Below are 15,422 nucleotides of genomic sequence, written 5' to 3' on the forward strand. Positions count from 1 at the left end.
ATGCTTACCTTGAATACGAAAGTAGCGCATGCAGACGTGGTTTCCGCGCAGCTTGTTTTACCCTATGAGCTGCGCGAAAACAGCCGCCTGCGTACGAGGCTCGCGTCAGGGGAAGAAGTCGCGATTTTTACTGCCCGAGGTACGGTATTGCGCAACAATGATCTGCTCAAGGGCGACGATGGGCGGGTGGTAAAAATTGTGGCGGCGGAAGAGCCCACTTATAGGATTACTTGCCATTCGCCGCACGATTTGCTGCGCTGCGCATTTCATCTGGGTAACCGCCATACTCAGACGCAGGTGGGCGACGGATTTCTACGAATTTACCAGGATAGCGTGCTGAAGGAAATGCTTGAAGGATTGGGAGCGACCGTGGTGGAAGAAAGTGCGCAATTCGAACCGGAAGCGGGTGCCTACAGCAGTGGAGGCCATCATCATGGTGGCGATGATCACGGCTACTCCCATTCCCATGGTCCCTTGGCCCCGATACCGGTGCATCAGAAAATCCATCGTCCTTCTGACCCTAAACCTTAATCAATCGCAATGCAATCGACCGCGCTCCTTCGCTTATTGCAATTGGCAAGCCCGTCGCTGCCCGTCGGCGCTTATACGTATTCGCAGGGCCTCGAGGCTGCCATCGAGGCAGGTATGGTCAAGGACGAAGATTCGGCGCGGGGCTGGATAGTCGAATGGCTGGGAGTGGCTGCGGATTTCGAGGCCCCGATCCTCTGGCGGCTGCTGAAAGCCTTTTCAGCGCGAGATTTGGAAGCGGTGACGTTCTGGACCGAACGCCTGGTCGCGGGTCGGGATACTGCCGAATTTCGCGCGGAAACCCTGCAGATGGGTTATTCGCTGGGCAAGCTGGTGGTGGATCTCAAGATCGCGGACGACGCATTGCTGGAGATCCTTGCCAGGCAAGTGGAAATTCCATTGCCGACCGCGTTTGCGTGCGCCGCGGAGGCGCTGGGCGTCCCACATGAAAACGCGCTATTGGGGATGTTGTTCTCATCGGCCGAGAATCAAGTGCTCGCATGCGTCAAATCCGTTCCGCTTGGGCAGTTATCCGGTCAACGCGTTCTGCTTTCCCTGCATTCCACTATCGAACGGGCGGCTTTGCAAGCGCGGAGCCTGATGGATGATGAATTATCCAACTGGGCGCCGGGGTTGTCGTTGTTCTCGATGCGCCACGAAACACAATATAGCCGCATCTATCGATCTTGAATTGACTGGAGTTGAAAACGATGAATAAACAATCGAATCCCTCGAATCCTTTAAGAGTCGGAATCGGCGGACCCGTCGGTTCGGGCAAGACGGCGCTATGTGAAGCATTGAGCAAAAAGATGCGCGACCGCTACGAAATGGCTGTGATCACCAACGATATCTATACCAAAGAAGACATGGAAATTCTGTTGCGCGCCAATGCGCTGCCCGCCGAACGCCTCATGGGGGTGGAAACCGGCGGGTGCCCGCATACGGCAATCAGGGAAGACGCGTCGATCAACCTGGAGGCGATCGCGCGTATGACAGCGGATTTTCCTGATCTTGATCTCATCCTGGTCGAGTCCGGGGGGGACAATCTTGCCTCGACTTTCAGCCCCGAACTTTCCGATCTCACCATTTATGTGATTGATGTTGCTGCCGGTGAAAAAATACCCCGGAAGGGCGGGCCCGGCATTACGCGCTCAGCGCTGCTGGTCATCAACAAGATCGATCTCGCGCCGTACGTAGGAGCAAGTCTGGAGGTAATGGCACGCGACGCAAAGAAGATGAGAGGAGAACGGCCGTTCGTATTTACCAATCTGCATACCGGGGAAGGCGTTGACCAGATCGTCGATTTCATCGTGAAACAGGGATTATTGGACGAAGTAAAAAAGAAAAAGGCGGAGGAGGCGTCACAGTGACTGCATCGGGGGTAAACCCAGGATTTGGTTTCTGCCATGGATAGGCGAGTAATTTACTTGTGCTGCCGCTAAGAAAAGAAAGCGTTACATAACAAACTTTTGGAGCCAACCACCATGGACTGGTCGTTGAAAATCGATGAAGCACTTCCCCGTCCTCTGCGCACGATCCTGAGGGGCGTGGGCCAGGTATTTTTTTGTTGTAATGCGGTGACGGGTTTCATCTTCCTGGTAGCGCTTTACATCGGTGGCCTTACTGCGGGGGCCGCGGCAACCGTGGGGGTTATCAGTAGTACCGTTGCAGCCTATCTTCTCGGCTTCTCAGAAGATGACATCGATGCGGGTTTATATGGTTTCAACGGGACGCTGGTTGGGCCTTGCCTGTTCCTGTTTCTCGAGCATTCTCCGCAGCTCTGGTTATATGTCGTGCTAGCCTCGATATTGTCGAGCATCGTGTTGGCGGCCTTCATGAGAATTCTTGCGCCCTACAAAATTCCCGCCTCCACATCCCCATTCGTATTAACCAGCTGGATGTTTCTGGTCGCGGTATATGCTTTCGACAGCTTTTCGCGCGGCCCCGTTTTGCCCCCACCCGGGCTACCTTCGGCGGTAACAGGTGCAGGACCCGTTCCGGCTGATATGTGGTTTACTGCCCTTACAAAGGGCGTCGCTGAGGTGATGTTTGCGGACAGTGTTATCGTCGGTATTTTGTTTTTGACCGGCATTGCGATCGTTTCCTTGCGCGGTGCGCTCATGGCGGCTTGTGGCGCCATTGTGGGAGTGGTTATACCGATCCTGCTGGGTGCGAATCAAAACCTGATCGAAATGGGGTTATACGCGTTCAACCCGGTTTTAACGATGATGGCGGTCGGTTGGGTTTTCCTCAAACCGAGCGGAAGGAGTGCTGCGCTGGCGCTTCTGGCGGGTATTTTAACTGTGGTGTGTCAGGCTGGTCTGGCGAATTTTCTCGCGCCGATAGGTTTGCCGACCCTTACCTTTCCGTTCGTCCTCACGATGTGGATGTTCCTGTTCGCGGCAAGCATGTCCAAATACTGGTCCGATCCCTCCGTCAAATAAAACAGATCTCTCTACCGGATGCCGCGCTGTGATAGTGTTTAGCGTTTTCGCCCAGCACTAGCGAATTTCAACGCGGTATTCCGGCAGTCTGACGGAGTCATTAACTCCAGATGAGTGCAGGCATCGCCCGAATCAGGCGACCAGATCGACCTTCCCCGTTTTGAGGCTATATACTCCCCCGACTATGCGAATTTTCTTGTCTGACACCAATCTGCTCAGAATAGGGGGTTGGTTCCTCAGCTTATCCACATTGCGGATGACGTTCATTTTGACCACGTTCCCAAAACGTTCGCCCGGCATCGCTTTAGCAGCCCTGACTGCTGGCGCGAGCGCGCTCGCCAGAGCCTGAATATGCCCCGGAAACTGTTCATTTTTGTCAACGGCATCAATGGCCGCTGCCACAGCACCACAGCTTTCGTGCCCCAATACCATGATCAGCGGCGTATGCAATAGGGCAGCGGCATATTCGAGCGTGGCCACAAAGTCCGTGGTTAAATAATTGCCCGCCACGCGGGCAACAAACAGATCACCGCGTTGCTCGTCAAAGCAGAATTCGGGGCCCACTCGCGAATCCGAGCAACTCAAAATACTGGCATATGGGTTCTGTCCCTGTACCAGGGCGGTTCGATCTTCAGCGAAATTCAATGGCCTGGACTGGCCGCTGACATAGCGCTGGTTCCCCGTCATCAGCCTTTCCAGAGCTTCGTCAGCCGTCATCACATTTTCGGGCAGAGGCGGTATTTTCATTTTTGCGGCAGAAGCCGTCCTTCCGACCATTCCGGCGATACCCATGCCAAGAGCAGAGCCTGCGGCAAGCCTCAAAAACAGGCGTCTACTGCTGGATTTCCCATGCGGTCTTTCGTTTTCCCTGTCGTCCTCAACGCGTATGTTGCACATGGCCGAATCAAGTCATTGGTTTTACTATGAGGATGCTGAGTAGAGGCATGCTGCGTCCAGTTGGTCTCATATCAGATCGCGTCGGAGCGATTGATACAGTCGCGCACATAAACTCGTCAAACTGGTGGCAGAGCCGATTGTCCAGCGATATGGCGTTCCCTATTTGAACGATGGCAAGGGACTGAGACCTTTGTAAAACACGATTATATACGTCTCATTCCCGGGTTATTCAATATTCCTCAATATACCGCTACCCCATGCCAGCATTTTGATTTCACGGACGCCGTGAGGCGAAAAGATAGGTATCTGCGGACATAACGCCGCCCATGCGAAAACCGCCAGAAAGAGGAGTATGGATGTCTACTGCTGTATAGTATGAGATACTTTAAGCTCTTCATACTCATCATGAAAACGATGAGATCAATCCGGCTTTTCATCAGGTTTTCGTTGTTGCTGTTAGCCCTGTTTTTGTGGGAGCCGGCTTATTCTACCGGTTCAGGCGAAAAGGTTGTCGTCGTTACCTCAGCCGCTCCAATTACTAATATTGTCCAGAATGTGGGTGGCGAATACGCCGACGTGACAGGGATCATCGCGAACGGCCTTGGGCTTGACGTGCCCACCATGGGTCACTTCCTGATTGCCAATAGCAGGCCCTTGGCATCGCACGGGTAATCAATCGTAAATGGAATTTTTGCTTGAACCCCTGGAGTATGAGTTTTTCCGGCACGGCTTGCTGGCGGCCTTGATGGTGGGGTCGTTATGCGGGTTAATCGGCATGTTCGTAGTACTGCGGGGCATGAGCTACGTTGGCCACGGATTGTCCCATGCGGCGTTCGGCGGGGCAGTGGTAGGGTTTATGCTAAATCTGGATTTTTATTCGAGTGCTGGCGCGATGGGTCTGCTGGCTGCAATACTGATCAACCGGATTACGAAAAATGGTGAGATCAAACTGGACGCCGCCATTGGTGTGGTTACGACCGCCATGTTCGCCTTGGGTGTGGCGATCATCAGCCAGGTTCGCACTTTTAACCAGAACTTTGAAGCGGCCCTGTTCGGCAATATCCTGGGTATTACCAACGAGGATTTGCTGATTATCGGTCTGGTCACTGCCTGTGCCATCGTTTCCATATTATTGTTGTATCGACCACTGCTCTTTTCCACTTTTGATAATGAGGCGGCGCGGATATTTGGCATCAGGACGGAAATGGTACAGTTCACGTTCTCATTTCTTCTCACGCTTTCCATTATCGCTTCGATGAATGTGGTGGGCGTGACCATGATTGCCGCCACGCTTATTACGCCTGCATTGACCGCCCGCACGATGACGGACAGCTTCGGCCGCATGCTGATTTATTCTTTCATCATAGGCGCGGTAACAGGCGTTGGGGGCATGTATCTGAGCTATGTCTTTAACGCCGCTTCAGGCGCAACCATCGTATTATTCGGCGCGATATTGTTCTGCCTGTCAGTATTGATTAAACGCTGCAGGACGTTGTTGGGCAATCAGGCAGCCAGGCCACATCGACAGGACCTTCGTTGAAACAGTTGTCGCTTTCATATATGGGCTGTCGAGCGGTGTGGGGCGGGAAGTTGAAGCGGTTTGCCTCCCGCTCTTTGCGGAGACTACAAGCATCAGATTTGAGACGCCTCTTCTGCAATTCAAAGAGCTGGCCTTGCCCTGCCGTTGTTCCAGATCAAACCTTCAATAAGGGTGGAGCCCAGAGCGCTGGGCTTCTGGGCTCCATTTACCTTCGTGAATGACCTATCACATTACATTACGGGAGCTATTCAATGTTTCTCGGCATTCACGCAGCCGCAGTGACATTGATTCGCTTGGGCTGAACGGCCTCCCGCTTGGGAATGACGATCTCAAGTACGCCTTGATTCATTTTTGCCGATATCGCCTCTGGATTGGCGGTATCCGGCAAACTGAAGCGTCTGTAAAAGGAGCCGTAAGTCCGCTCGACCCGCTTATAACCTTCTTTCTCAGTTTTTGCCTCGGTCTTCTTTTCGCCCCGGATGGTCAGCACGCCATCTTCCATACTGATATCGACTTCCTCGGGCTTCACTCCCGGCAGGTCCGCCTGAAGAACGAATTTATCCGGTTCCTCCTTGATGTCGACTGCCGGCGCCCATTCCGCAGTTACAGCCGATCCTTCTCCGTTTCCACCTTCGCGACCGCGGTCCAGTTCTCTGTGTAATTGATGCAATAGACTCCAGGGTTCATAACGAGCAATAGCCATAAATCCTCCTGTAAAAAAATCCATGTTGATAGACAATACGACTTCAGTTGGCGCTAATATCAATATAAGGCGCATGAACGTTTTTTCAAGCTCTCCATCCTGAAAGATAAAGATTCGGCTAAGGAGCGGGTTCACAAGAAAAATTTAGGTGGAGAAGAGATTTAGGTGAGGTTCGCAGGATAAGTGTGGAAAAGAGGTCGGAGGGGAGGTGGGAGCTTCGGAGGAGAGGTCCCAGCGTTCATGTGGGCCCGACAATACAGTGAAGCCATTACGGACGAGCCGGATTCGGCGTAATTATCCCAGCGGCAATATGCCGCTACGGATTCCGATGCCCGATATTTTTTGCACCGCATCTACGAAGCCTGCGGTTTCATGCAGTTTTACCATGGATAGAGGATGAGGCCGACCGCGCACGCGGGCCAGGCGGGCAAGGCTGATGGCCGGCATATCCCAACGCAATTCCGACAGCAGGGTGTCGGTTGCTTCGGGATCGTTGCATACGAGCACCATGTCACACCCGGCGTTCAACGCGGCTTTCGCGCGATTCACTATATCCCCCGCAACCGCCGCGCCTTCCATACTCAAATCATCGCTGAAAATGCAGCCTTCAAAGCCCAGTTTTCCGCGAAGAACATCCTTCAGCCAAATCTTTGAAAATCCCGCGGGATGACTATCGACCTGCGGGTAAATGATATGTGCCGGCATGATGCCGGGCAACCCGAAGCTGATCATTTTTCGAAACGGGATGAGGTCATTCGATTCGATATGGTGATAAGAGCGCTGGTCGACCGGCAGTTCGGTATGAGAATCTGCCTGAATATAACCGTGTCCCGGAAAGTGTTTTCCGACTGCGGCCATGCCGCCCAGCTTCAGCCCGGACATGAGGCTGCGAGCCAGGTCGATGATGACCTGGGGTTTGTGATGAAAGGCACGATCACCAATGACGCTGCTGCGTCCGTAATCCACGTCCAGCACGGGGGTAAAGCTGAAATCGATGCCCGCCGCCCTCAGTTCCGCAGCTAACACATAGCCACTGGCCTGCGCCAGATGCCGTGCCTTGCCGGAGTGTTCATCCCAGATCCTGCCCAGTTCGCGCATGGCGGGCAGTCTGGTGAACCCTTCGCGAAAGCGTTGTACCCTGCCGCCTTCGTGATCGACAGCGATCAATAGGGGGGGAGTTCGGAGAGCATGAATCTCGGCGGTTAGCCGGGTAAGTTGCTCGAAAGACGCGTAATTGCGCGTGAACAGAATGACGCCGCCGACCAACGGGTGCCGGAGCTTTTCTTTCTCGGCCGCGGTAAGCTGCCCGCCGCCGATGTCGAGCATGACAGGCCCGAGCGACATTAACTATCCGTCATTTTTCGAGAACAACGAAAGCGCAGGCGAGGTTTAATTCATCGCTGATGGATAGATGATGGCCGGTTATGCCTTCGTTCCTGACGAGCGTACTCAATTCAGGGTGGAAAGAGAAATACGGCTTACCCCGGCTATCGTGATTTATACCGATGTGGTTCAGGCTTACCGGATAGCGCATACCTGTACCAATTGCTTTGGAAAGCGCTTCCTTGGCAGCAAAGCGCTTGGCCAGAAACATGGCTGGCTGAGTGCTTCGAACATATTCAGGCCACTCCTCATCTGTCAATAGACGCTTGGCGAAGCGATCACCATATTTTTCCAATAGCCGTGCAATACGCGCGGGCTCGACCAGATCAGTTCCGATTCCATAGATCATTTGCGCGCTTCCACCATCAGCGTTTTCATTTCCCGCACAGCCTGTTCAAAACCGACGAATAGCGCGTGCGCGACTATTGCATGGCCGATATTGAGCTCGGAAACGCCGCTTATGGCCGCTATGGGCTGGACGTTATGATAATGCAACCCATGCCCCGCATTGACCTGCAGCCCGTTGCCAATGCCTAGCGTGACGGCCGTGCGAATCCGCTCCAGTTCGATTTCCTGCTCGCTATCGGTGTGAGCGTCCGCGTAGTGACCTGTATGAATCTCGATAGCCGGCGCACCGGCCTCCGCCGCTGCATCGATCTGAGCCGGTTCGGCGTCAATGAACAGCGATACGTGGATGCCTGCTTCAGCCAATCGGCGGCAAGCGTACTGGACCTGTTTAAAATACCGCAGCACATCGAGCCCCCCTTCGGTAGTCAATTCCTCGCGCCGCTCAGGAACCAGGCATACGTCGTGGGGTTTGATGCGCAGCGCAAAATTGATCATTTCGTCGGTGACAGCGCTCTCCAGGTTCATGCGGGTATTGAGCAAATCCCGGAGGACTTCCACATCCCTGTCCTGGATATGGCGTCGGTCTTCGCGCAAATGCAGGGTGATGGCGTCGGCTCCAGCCGATTCCGCGATCAACGCGGCCTCTACAGGGCTGGGATAAGTGGTGCCGCGCGCCTGCCGCAATGTGGCGATGTGATCGATATTGACGCCCAGTTTGATCATAATGGTTGCAAATCTTCCAGTATTGCAGCGTGCATATTGTCGATATGGTGATCAGCCCCGGCAGCCGGTCCGGCAGACTGAGCAATTACACTGGAGCAAGTTAAAACCTACTATACTATAAGAAATCGGGAGAGGAGAACAGTCTCGCTAATATAAGGGTCAGCCTCGGAAGGGGAAGAATGCATGGGCTGAGGAGGAGAAGGTCAACAACGAAAAATGCCGGACCCACGCGTTTTTTTCGCCGCCGAGCGCACACTGCTCGCCTGGGTGCGAACGGGGCTGACCGTCATGGCGCTCGGTTTTGTGGTGGCCAGGTTCGGCTTTTTTCTGACACTCGTGGCGACTTCAAGTGGAGTTCAGGGAGCGGTAAATCATGCTTCCCACCTCCATTGGCCCTCTGGCTTACTCGGTACCATTCTTGTGCTCGCCGGTTCCGCGATAATTCTGGGGGCACTGCATAATCACCGGTCTTACGTGCGTTCGCTTTCTCCAGAAGATGTTCCCGAGCTCGCCATACCATGGCTGACATCGCTTCTATCTTTAACTGTGGCCACGGTGGGGGTGTTGCTGGCCGTATATCTCATCGTATCCTGAAGGCTTACAGATATCCCAGCCATTCATATCAGCCGTCCGTATCAGTGATTTTCAGCGTAGGGGCAGGGGCTTGTGGGTAGGAGCTTTTGTAAGCAAGGGCTTTGCAAGCACCATTACATCAAATCCAGCGGTATTTTAAGGTACGAGACACCGTTCTCTTCCGGTGAGGGCATTTGTCCTGCCCGCATGTTAATCTGAACCGAGGGAAATAATAGCGTTGGCATACCCAGTGTCGCATCACGCACCTCACGCATGGAGACAAACTGGTCTTCACCAGTGCCTTCGCGGACATGGATGTTATGTGCGCATTGCTCAGCTACTGTGCTTTCCCATCGGGATTGGCGGCTTGAGGGGGGATAATCATGGCACATAAACAACCGCGTTTCGGCGGGATTTTCCAGCAAAAGTTTTATTGAACGGAATAGCTGGCGCGCATCGCCGCCGGGAAAATCGGCGCGCGCTGTACCCAGGTCCGGCATGAATAGGGTGTCGCCCACAAAGATGGCGTTATCGAACTGATACGACACATCGGCAGGTGTATGGCCCGGCGTAAAAATTACTTTTGCATACAATTTGCCGACGTTGAAGGTCTCGGTATCAGTAAACAGGTAATCGAAGTGTCGCCCATCCGGTATGAACTCCGGCCCAAGATTGAATATTTTTTTGAAGATTTGTTGCACTCTGGGAACCTCGCATCCGATGCCGGTCTTGCCTCCCAGCTGACCCTTGAGATAGTGCGCTGAGGTAAGGTGGTCGGCATGCACGTGTGTTTCGAGTATCCATTCCACCGTTAGCCGCTGTTTGTTTACAAACCCCATCAGTTTATCCGCGGACGAGGTACTGGTTCTGCCGGACTTGGGATCATAATCCAGCACGGGATCGATGATCGCGCAGGCGCCGCCAGGCTCGTCGTAAACGACATAGCTCACTGTGCCGGTCACAGGATCGAAAAACGGTTCAGTGTTCGGCCTCATCTAATTTATGACATTTATAATTGTTGGAGATCTTTCAATAGCTGCCGCGTATGTAAAGGCTGGTCGCCGAGATAATGATTGAGTACGTAGCGCATCAATATTTTGCTCTGTACCCGTGTTGCAGCACTTGAATAATCGCCTCGCCCCATGTCGAGGAGCGTTGTCCCGCTTAATCGCAAGCCCTGGCTACAGTCATTTTCTTCCAATTTTACCGGCCCGCGCCCGATTTCGTAGCAGTAATCGCTGGGGGAATTGATGGGTTTGCCGGTGACATCATGATCCAGGGTCAACGCATAACCGAGCTCCTGTAACAGCCGTAGTTCAAAGCCGCGCAGTATGGGCATGTAATCCTCATGCGTGCTCAATGCAGCCAGCGTATCCTGATAATAGACGAATAATTGTTCATGAGGATCATTGCGATGCAGCAGCCGCATCAGCAATTCGTTGAGGTAAAACCCACAAATCAGGCTCGTACCCTGCAGGGGAGGCAGGCCGCCCTGCCATTCCGCTTTATACAATACGCGTAACTCCGACTTTCCCCCCCAACTGAGCTGCAATGGCTGAAATGCGCGTAATAATCCTCTTAGCGCTGATTTCGGGCGTTTTGCGCCTTTTGCCAAAAGCGGCACCCTCCCTGAATTGAGAGTGAAGGCCTCGACCACCAGGCTGGTCTCCCGATAGGGATAGGTATGCAGTACAAACGCGGGTTGGGCCTCTTGCCGTTGCTTGTCCACAATCATCAGCTGCGCCGCCCGGAACTACTCGTACCCGAGTGTTCTCAATGCTCGGGCATTATCGGCCCAGCCGCTTTTCACTTTTACCCAGACCTTGAGATATACCTTGCCGCCAAAACTTTCTTCCATATCCTTGCGCGCCTGGGTGGCGATCAGCTTGAGTTTTTCACCGTTGTGGCCGATGACGATGCCCTTCTGATTAGGCTTGTCTACAATGATCGTCGCATGTATTTTCCTAAGCCCTCCTTCGGCCGCGAAATGATCAATGAGCACGCAGGTGGAATAGGGAAGTTCTTCACCGAGAAGGCGAAAGAGTTTTTCGCGAACCAGTTCAGCGGCAAGGAATCGCTCGCTACGGTCGGTAACTTCATCTTCATCGAATAAGGGAGGTCTTTGGGGCAGAAGCGGGCTGATGGTGTCCTTCAAGTCCGATAATTGTGTGCCCTGTTGCGCGCTTACAGGAATGATTGCTGCGAAAGCGAATTCATTTGCGAGTTTTTGGATGAACGGGAGAAGCTGTGATTTATCCGCCAGTCGGTCAATTTTATTGATGGCGAGAATTACGGGTTTTCCCACGGGCAGTAGTTTGATCACCCGTTTGTCGCGCTCATCAAAATGCATTGCTTCAATTACCAGGATCACCATATCCACATCACGAATGCTTTGGGCTACCGCACGGTTCATTGCGCTATTCAGGCGACTTCCATACTGTGCTTGAAAACCGGGGGTATCCACAAAAATAAACTGGGATTGTTCATTCGTCACAATGCCATTAATGCGATCACGTGTGGTCTGGGATTTTCTTGAAGTGATACTGATCTTTTGTCCGACCAGGTTATTCAGCAACGTCGATTTGCCGACGTTGGGGCGTCCTACTATGGCGATGTATCCGCTACGATAGCCGGGGCTGGGAATGTGGTCTGGATGCGCGGTCATGGCTGAGGGCAGACTACGGTGGATGGACAGCCGGTGTCCATGCGAGCGATCAATGCTCTGGCAGATTTTTTAATCAAGTGGATGAAGGCGTTCATAGGCTTGCCTCGCCGCTTCCTGTTCAGCGCTCCGCCGGGAAGTGCCTTCCCCTATCGTGCGGATATCGGGCTTCGGAATTACGCACTCTACTTTAAAATGCTGCTGGTGAGCCTCGCCCGTGGTGGCGATAACGGCATACTGCGGAAGCGCCAGCCTGCGGCTCTGGAGATATTCCTGCAAGAGCGTTTTGGGATCTTTACCCAGAGTCCCTGTGTCCAGTTCCTGGAGCAGCGGAGCAAAAAGGGTTGTGACGACCTTCTCGGCCATTGGGAACCCGCCATCGAGATAAATTGCTCCAAGCACGGCCTCCAGCGCGTCGGCGAGAATCGATGGACGCCGTTCTCCGCCGCTTTTGAGTTCTCCGCCGCCGAACCGGACCAGCTTGCCCAATTCAAGCCCTTGCGCCACTTCGGCAAGCGCCTGCTGATTGACCAGATTGGCCCGCACCCGCGATAAGTTGCCTTCGGTAAGATGGGGGAAGCGACTGAAAAGCAATCCGGAAACCGCACAGTTAAGCACACTGTCGCCAAGAAACTCCAGGCGCTCGTTGTGAGGCAGACTATGGCTGCGATGAGTCAATGCCTGACGCAGCAGCTCCGGCCGGTTGAAGACGTAGCCAATCTTTCGGCAAAATGTATCACTGTTCATATGCGGATAATTTACAGCCTTATCCGGTTTGGACAGCTTTTATCCCGGCATTATCCGAACTCAGCGCTACCCTCAATTTGCCCGGATCAGTCAATAGACAGTCCGATCCGCTTGAGGTCACTGAAATTCCACCAGATCATGAATGCCTTTCCGACGATATTCCGTTCCGGAACGAACCCCCAATACCGGCTGTCGCTGCTGCTATCGCGATTATCGCCCACCATGAAGTAATTTCCAGCCGGGACCTTACACGTTAAGCCGCTGTCATCGTACGTGCAATTTTCCCGGTGAGGGAAGGGATGCACTCCGGCAAGCAGAATGTCGGGAAGTTCGGGGTTGATCAATATCTTGTGGTCGTGGCCATCCAGTGATTCCCTGAAACGCCGGCTATAGACATAATTCAGACCGGATTCCACGTAGGTGTATTCTCCGTCCGGCTCCGTTTTCACGGGAACATTATTGATAAACAGCCGTTTGTCACGGTAGGTGATCAAGTCACCCGGTACCCCAATGATGCGTTTGATGTAATCCATCGAAGGATTCTCCGGGTAGCGGAACACCATGACTTCGCCGCGCTGCGGCTCTTTGATATCCATTATCTTGACATTGACAACCGGCAGCCGTATGCCGTAGGTATATTTATTCACCAGGATGAAATCCCCGACGAGCAAGGTTGGGATCATCGAACCCGATGGGATCTTGAAGGGTTCCACAAGGAAGGAACGCAGGCAGAAGACAACAAGGATGACGGGGAAAAAACTCTTGGGATACTCCACCCACCAGGGCCCCTCGGCTTCGGGCCCACGTTGACGTTGCAGCACCAGGCGATCGAGCAACGCAATTCCGCCGGTAACCACCAGCAGAATGAGCATGATGAGCGGAAAATTCATTCCGTACCCCTTGAGTGGATGTCCTGCAACGGACTGGGAATGGGAATTTGCGGATATATTTTCGATATCATGGCTCGATATCCCTTATTTATCACCAACCCGTAAAATCGCAAGAAACGCTTCCTGTGGAATCTCGACATTACCGACCTGCTTCATCCGTTTCTTTCCCGCTTTTTGTTTTTCCAGCAGCTTTCGTTTGCGTGAAATGTCTCCGCCATAGCACTTGGCGAGCACATTCTTGCGCAAGGCCTTGATGCTTTCTCTGGCGATAATGTGAGAGCCGATGGCGGCTTGCACCGCGATATCGAACATTTGTCGGGGAATCAGTTCGCGCATTTTTTCCGCCAGCTCGCGTCCGCGGTATTGGCTATTGGCGCGGTGCACAATCAGCGAAAGTGCGTCAACTTTCTCGCCATTGATGAGTATGTCCAACTTGACCAGGTCGGAAGCGCGGAATTCCTTGAATTCGTAGTCGAGCGAAGCATAGCCCCGGCTGGCCGATTTCAACCTGTCGAAGAAATCCATCACGACCTCGTTGAGCGGCATCTCATACGTGAGCATGACCTGCCTGCCCATGTATTGCATATTTTTCTGCGTTCCCCTTTTGCTGATGCAAAGCGTAATGACCGTTCCGACATACTCCTGTGGAACGAGTATGGTGGCGATAATGATGGGCTCGCGGATTTCCTCTATTTTCGAAAGGTCCGGCATTTTTGATGGGTTCTCGATTTCAATGATCGAGCCATCGCGCATCAAGATTTGATACACGACTGTCGGGGCGGTCGTGATGAGATCCATGTCATATTCACGTTCCAGCCGCTCCTGCACGATATCGAGATGCAACAGGCCGAGAAAACCGCAGCGGAAACCAAAACCCAGGGCCTGCGATGTTTCAGGTTCGTAATGCAATGACGAATCGTTGAGCTTCAATTTCTCCAGCGCATCGCGCAGGGCGTCGTACTGATTGGATTCAACCGGGTAAAGTCCGGCAAATACCTGGGGTTTTATTTCCTTGAAGCCGAGCAGCGGCTGGGCAGCGGGACGATCCGCCAGCGTCACGGTATCGCCAACCTTAGCCGATTTTAATTCCTTGATACCGGAGATAATGAAGCCCACTTCCCCGGCGCTGAGTGATTCCCGGTTTTTGGATTTGGGCGTGAAAACGCCGACCTGCTCGCATAGATGTATGGCTTTGCTGGCCATGAGCAATATCCGGTCTCGCGGCCTGAGTACCCCATCCATTACACGCACCAGCATCACCACGCCGACATAGTTATCAAACCACGAATCGATGATCAAAGCCTTAAGCGGCGCCGCAAGATCTCCCTTGGGAGGAGGGATGCGTGAAATCACCGCTTCCATAATTTCCTGAATACCCTGGCCGGTCTTCGCACTGGCGAAAAGTGCATCCTGGGCGTCGATGCCGATAATATCTTCGATTTCCTTGATCACACGTTCCGGTTCGGCTGCGGGTAGATCGATCTTGTTCAGCACCGGCACAACCTCCACGCCCTGCTCGATAGCCGTGTAGCAATTGGCGACGGTCTGGGCCTCCACGCCTTGTGATGCATCTACCACCAGAAGCGCGCCTTCACAAGCGGCCAGAGAACGCGATACTTCATAGGAAAAATCGACGTGGCCGGGCGTGTCGATAAGGTTCAGTAAATAGCTATTACCATCGCGCGCCCTATACTCCAGGGCGGCCGTCTGGGCCTTGATGGTAATGCCGCGCTCGCGCTCCAGATCCATCGAATCCAGCACCTGCGCCTCCATCTCGCGGTCAGATAAGCCGCCGCACATCTGAATGATCCGATCCGCCAGCGTGGATTTGCCGTGGTCGATATGAGCAATGATGGAAAAATTACGAATATGCTGCATCAGGGGATGAGAGAGGGGCAATCGAGCGGGTGGTTATCGGAGGCGTCGCAACAACTAAAAGGGGCACATGCTGTGTGCCCCTTGAAATATGATGGAGGGCGCGGAC

General features: G+C 53.4%; 18 protein-coding genes and 1 pseudogene. 8 read left to right on the forward strand and 11 right to left on the reverse strand.

What is annotated here, in order from left to right:
* The 4 genes from ureE (at position 1) to yut (ending at position 2,972) form a co-directional block, all read left to right on the forward strand.
* Complete coding sequence (gene ureE, locus BMX00_RS03185; protein ID WP_090827058.1) at positions 1–531, forward strand: urease accessory protein UreE; 531 nt, start codon at positions 1–3, stop codon at positions 529–531.
* Positions 532–540: 9 nt separating this feature from the next.
* Positions 541–1,218, forward strand: a complete 678-nt coding sequence (locus tag BMX00_RS03190; RefSeq protein WP_090827060.1) for an urease accessory protein UreF — start codon at positions 541–543, stop codon at positions 1,216–1,218.
* Between the two features lie 20 nt (positions 1,219–1,238).
* Positions 1,239–1,898, forward strand: a complete 660-nt coding sequence (gene ureG / locus BMX00_RS03195) for an urease accessory protein UreG (RefSeq protein ID WP_090827062.1) — start codon at positions 1,239–1,241, stop codon at positions 1,896–1,898.
* Between the two features lie 114 nt (positions 1,899–2,012).
* A complete protein-coding gene (gene yut / locus BMX00_RS03200) occupies positions 2,013–2,972 on the forward strand; it encodes an urea transporter (RefSeq protein ID WP_090827064.1) in 960 nt (319 codons plus the stop codon).
* A 132-nt stretch (positions 2,973–3,104) separates the two neighbouring features.
* On the opposite strand, the gene BMX00_RS03205 is transcribed toward yut, so the two are convergent.
* On the reverse strand, positions 3,105–3,869 hold the full coding sequence (locus BMX00_RS03205) for a carbonic anhydrase (RefSeq protein ID WP_090827066.1): 765 nt from the start codon (positions 3,867–3,869) through the stop codon (positions 3,105–3,107).
* A 414-nt stretch (positions 3,870–4,283) separates the two neighbouring features.
* On the opposite strand from BMX00_RS03205, the gene BMX00_RS03210 reads away from it, so the two are divergent.
* On the forward strand, positions 4,284–4,541 hold the full coding sequence (locus tag BMX00_RS03210; RefSeq protein ID WP_218141476.1) for a metal ABC transporter substrate-binding protein: 258 nt from the start codon (positions 4,284–4,286) through the stop codon (positions 4,539–4,541).
* A 10-nt stretch (positions 4,542–4,551) separates the two neighbouring features.
* Positions 4,552–5,409 carry a metal ABC transporter permease gene (locus BMX00_RS03215; protein ID WP_090827069.1) on the forward strand — a complete coding sequence of 286 codons (858 nt, stop codon included), beginning with the start codon at positions 4,552–4,554 and terminating at the stop codon, positions 5,407–5,409.
* A gap of 265 nt (positions 5,410–5,674) precedes the next feature.
* On the opposite strand, the gene BMX00_RS03220 is transcribed toward BMX00_RS03215, so the two are convergent.
* Positions 5,675–6,112, reverse strand: coding sequence for an Hsp20/alpha crystallin family protein (locus BMX00_RS03220; RefSeq protein WP_090827681.1), 438 nt, complete (start codon positions 6,110–6,112; stop codon positions 5,675–5,677).
* Positions 6,113–6,258: 146 nt separating this feature from the next.
* Between BMX00_RS03220 and BMX00_RS15080 the strand changes: the two are divergent.
* Positions 6,259–6,375, forward strand: a pseudogene (locus BMX00_RS15080) (DUF3253 domain-containing protein); the annotation flags it as partial.
* A gap of 31 nt (positions 6,376–6,406) precedes the next feature.
* Here BMX00_RS15080 and nagZ read toward each other — a convergent pair.
* The 3 genes from nagZ to pdxJ are packed head-to-tail and all read right to left on the reverse strand — an operon-like array spanning position 6,407 to position 8,566.
* Complete coding sequence (gene nagZ / locus BMX00_RS03225; protein ID WP_090827071.1) at positions 6,407–7,456, reverse strand: beta-N-acetylhexosaminidase; 1,050 nt, start codon at positions 7,454–7,456, stop codon at positions 6,407–6,409.
* A gap of 10 nt (positions 7,457–7,466) precedes the next feature.
* On the reverse strand, positions 7,467–7,844 hold the full coding sequence (gene acpS, locus BMX00_RS03230) for a holo-ACP synthase (RefSeq protein WP_090827073.1): 378 nt from the start codon (positions 7,842–7,844) through the stop codon (positions 7,467–7,469).
* On the reverse strand, positions 7,841–8,566 hold the full coding sequence (gene pdxJ, locus BMX00_RS03235) for a pyridoxine 5'-phosphate synthase (RefSeq protein WP_090827076.1): 726 nt from the start codon (positions 8,564–8,566) through the stop codon (positions 7,841–7,843). Before pdxJ ends, acpS begins: the two co-directional genes overlap by 4 nt.
* Before the next feature lie 216 nt (positions 8,567–8,782).
* On the opposite strand from pdxJ, the gene BMX00_RS03240 reads away from it, so the two are divergent.
* Positions 8,783–9,160, forward strand: a complete 378-nt coding sequence (locus tag BMX00_RS03240) for a YidH family protein (RefSeq protein WP_090827077.1) — start codon at positions 8,783–8,785, stop codon at positions 9,158–9,160.
* Between the two features lie 113 nt (positions 9,161–9,273).
* Here BMX00_RS03240 and BMX00_RS03245 read toward each other — a convergent pair whose 3' ends face one another.
* The 6 genes from BMX00_RS03245 to lepA all read right to left on the reverse strand — a co-directional run bounded on the left by BMX00_RS03245 (position 9,274) and on the right by lepA (position 15,319).
* Positions 9,274–10,134: an MBL fold metallo-hydrolase gene (locus BMX00_RS03245; RefSeq protein ID WP_090827080.1), complete on the reverse strand. Its 861-nt coding sequence runs from the start codon at positions 10,132–10,134 to the stop codon at positions 9,274–9,276.
* Positions 10,135–10,148: 14 nt separating this feature from the next.
* Positions 10,149–10,874, reverse strand: a complete 726-nt coding sequence (gene recO, locus BMX00_RS03250; RefSeq protein ID WP_090827082.1) for a DNA repair protein RecO — start codon at positions 10,872–10,874, stop codon at positions 10,149–10,151.
* Between the two features lie 18 nt (positions 10,875–10,892).
* Complete coding sequence (gene era / locus BMX00_RS03255; protein ID WP_090827084.1) at positions 10,893–11,804, reverse strand: GTPase Era; 912 nt, start codon at positions 11,802–11,804, stop codon at positions 10,893–10,895.
* A 69-nt stretch (positions 11,805–11,873) separates the two neighbouring features.
* Positions 11,874–12,548, reverse strand: coding sequence for a ribonuclease III (rnc, locus tag BMX00_RS03260; protein WP_090827086.1), 675 nt, complete (start codon positions 12,546–12,548; stop codon positions 11,874–11,876).
* Between the two features lie 86 nt (positions 12,549–12,634).
* Positions 12,635–13,438 (reverse strand): signal peptidase I, encoded by an 804-nt coding sequence (gene lepB / locus BMX00_RS03265; protein WP_090827088.1) that lies wholly within the window; start codon positions 13,436–13,438, stop codon positions 12,635–12,637.
* An 84-nt stretch (positions 13,439–13,522) separates the two neighbouring features.
* The gene (gene lepA / locus BMX00_RS03270; RefSeq protein WP_177171765.1) at positions 13,523–15,319 is read right to left on the reverse strand and encodes a translation elongation factor 4; all 1,797 of its coding nucleotides are present in this window, start codon (positions 15,317–15,319) and stop codon (positions 13,523–13,525) included.
* Positions 15,320–15,422: the final 103 nt, after the last annotated feature.

Source organism: Nitrosovibrio tenuis (assembly GCF_900109785.1).
Lineage (GTDB): Bacteria > Pseudomonadota > Gammaproteobacteria > Burkholderiales > Nitrosomonadaceae > Nitrosospira > Nitrosospira tenuis_A.

Coding starts and splice junctions, on each gene's coding strand:
- ureE (WP_090827058.1), top strand. CDS start 1: ATGCTTACCTTGAATACGAAAGTAGCGCATGCAGACGTGGTTTCCGCG.
- BMX00_RS03190 (WP_090827060.1), top strand. CDS start 541: ATGCAATCGACCGCGCTCCTTCGCTTATTGCAATTGGCAAGCCCGTCG.
- ureG (WP_090827062.1), top strand. CDS start 1,239: ATGAATAAACAATCGAATCCCTCGAATCCTTTAAGAGTCGGAATCGGC.
- yut (WP_090827064.1), top strand. CDS start 2,013: ATGGACTGGTCGTTGAAAATCGATGAAGCACTTCCCCGTCCTCTGCGC.
- BMX00_RS03205 (WP_090827066.1), bottom strand. CDS start 3,869: ATGTGCAACATACGCGTTGAGGACGACAGGGAAAACGAAAGACCGCAT.
- BMX00_RS03210 (WP_218141476.1), top strand. CDS start 4,284: ATGAGATCAATCCGGCTTTTCATCAGGTTTTCGTTGTTGCTGTTAGCC.
- BMX00_RS03215 (WP_090827069.1), top strand. CDS start 4,552: ATGGAATTTTTGCTTGAACCCCTGGAGTATGAGTTTTTCCGGCACGGC.
- BMX00_RS03220 (WP_090827681.1), bottom strand. CDS start 6,112: ATGGCTATTGCTCGTTATGAACCCTGGAGTCTATTGCATCAATTACAC.
- nagZ (WP_090827071.1), bottom strand. CDS start 7,456: ATGTCGCTCGGGCCTGTCATGCTCGACATCGGCGGCGGGCAGCTTACC.
- acpS (WP_090827073.1), bottom strand. CDS start 7,844: ATGATCTATGGAATCGGAACTGATCTGGTCGAGCCCGCGCGTATTGCA.
- pdxJ (WP_090827076.1), bottom strand. CDS start 8,566: ATGATCAAACTGGGCGTCAATATCGATCACATCGCCACATTGCGGCAG.
- BMX00_RS03240 (WP_090827077.1), top strand. CDS start 8,783: ATGCCGGACCCACGCGTTTTTTTCGCCGCCGAGCGCACACTGCTCGCC.
- BMX00_RS03245 (WP_090827080.1), bottom strand. CDS start 10,134: ATGAGGCCGAACACTGAACCGTTTTTCGATCCTGTGACCGGCACAGTG.
- recO (WP_090827082.1), bottom strand. CDS start 10,874: ATGATTGTGGACAAGCAACGGCAAGAGGCCCAACCCGCGTTTGTACTG.
- era (WP_090827084.1), bottom strand. CDS start 11,804: ATGACCGCGCATCCAGACCACATTCCCAGCCCCGGCTATCGTAGCGGA.
- rnc (WP_090827086.1), bottom strand. CDS start 12,548: ATGAACAGTGATACATTTTGCCGAAAGATTGGCTACGTCTTCAACCGG.
- lepB (WP_090827088.1), bottom strand. CDS start 13,438: ATGAATTTTCCGCTCATCATGCTCATTCTGCTGGTGGTTACCGGCGGA.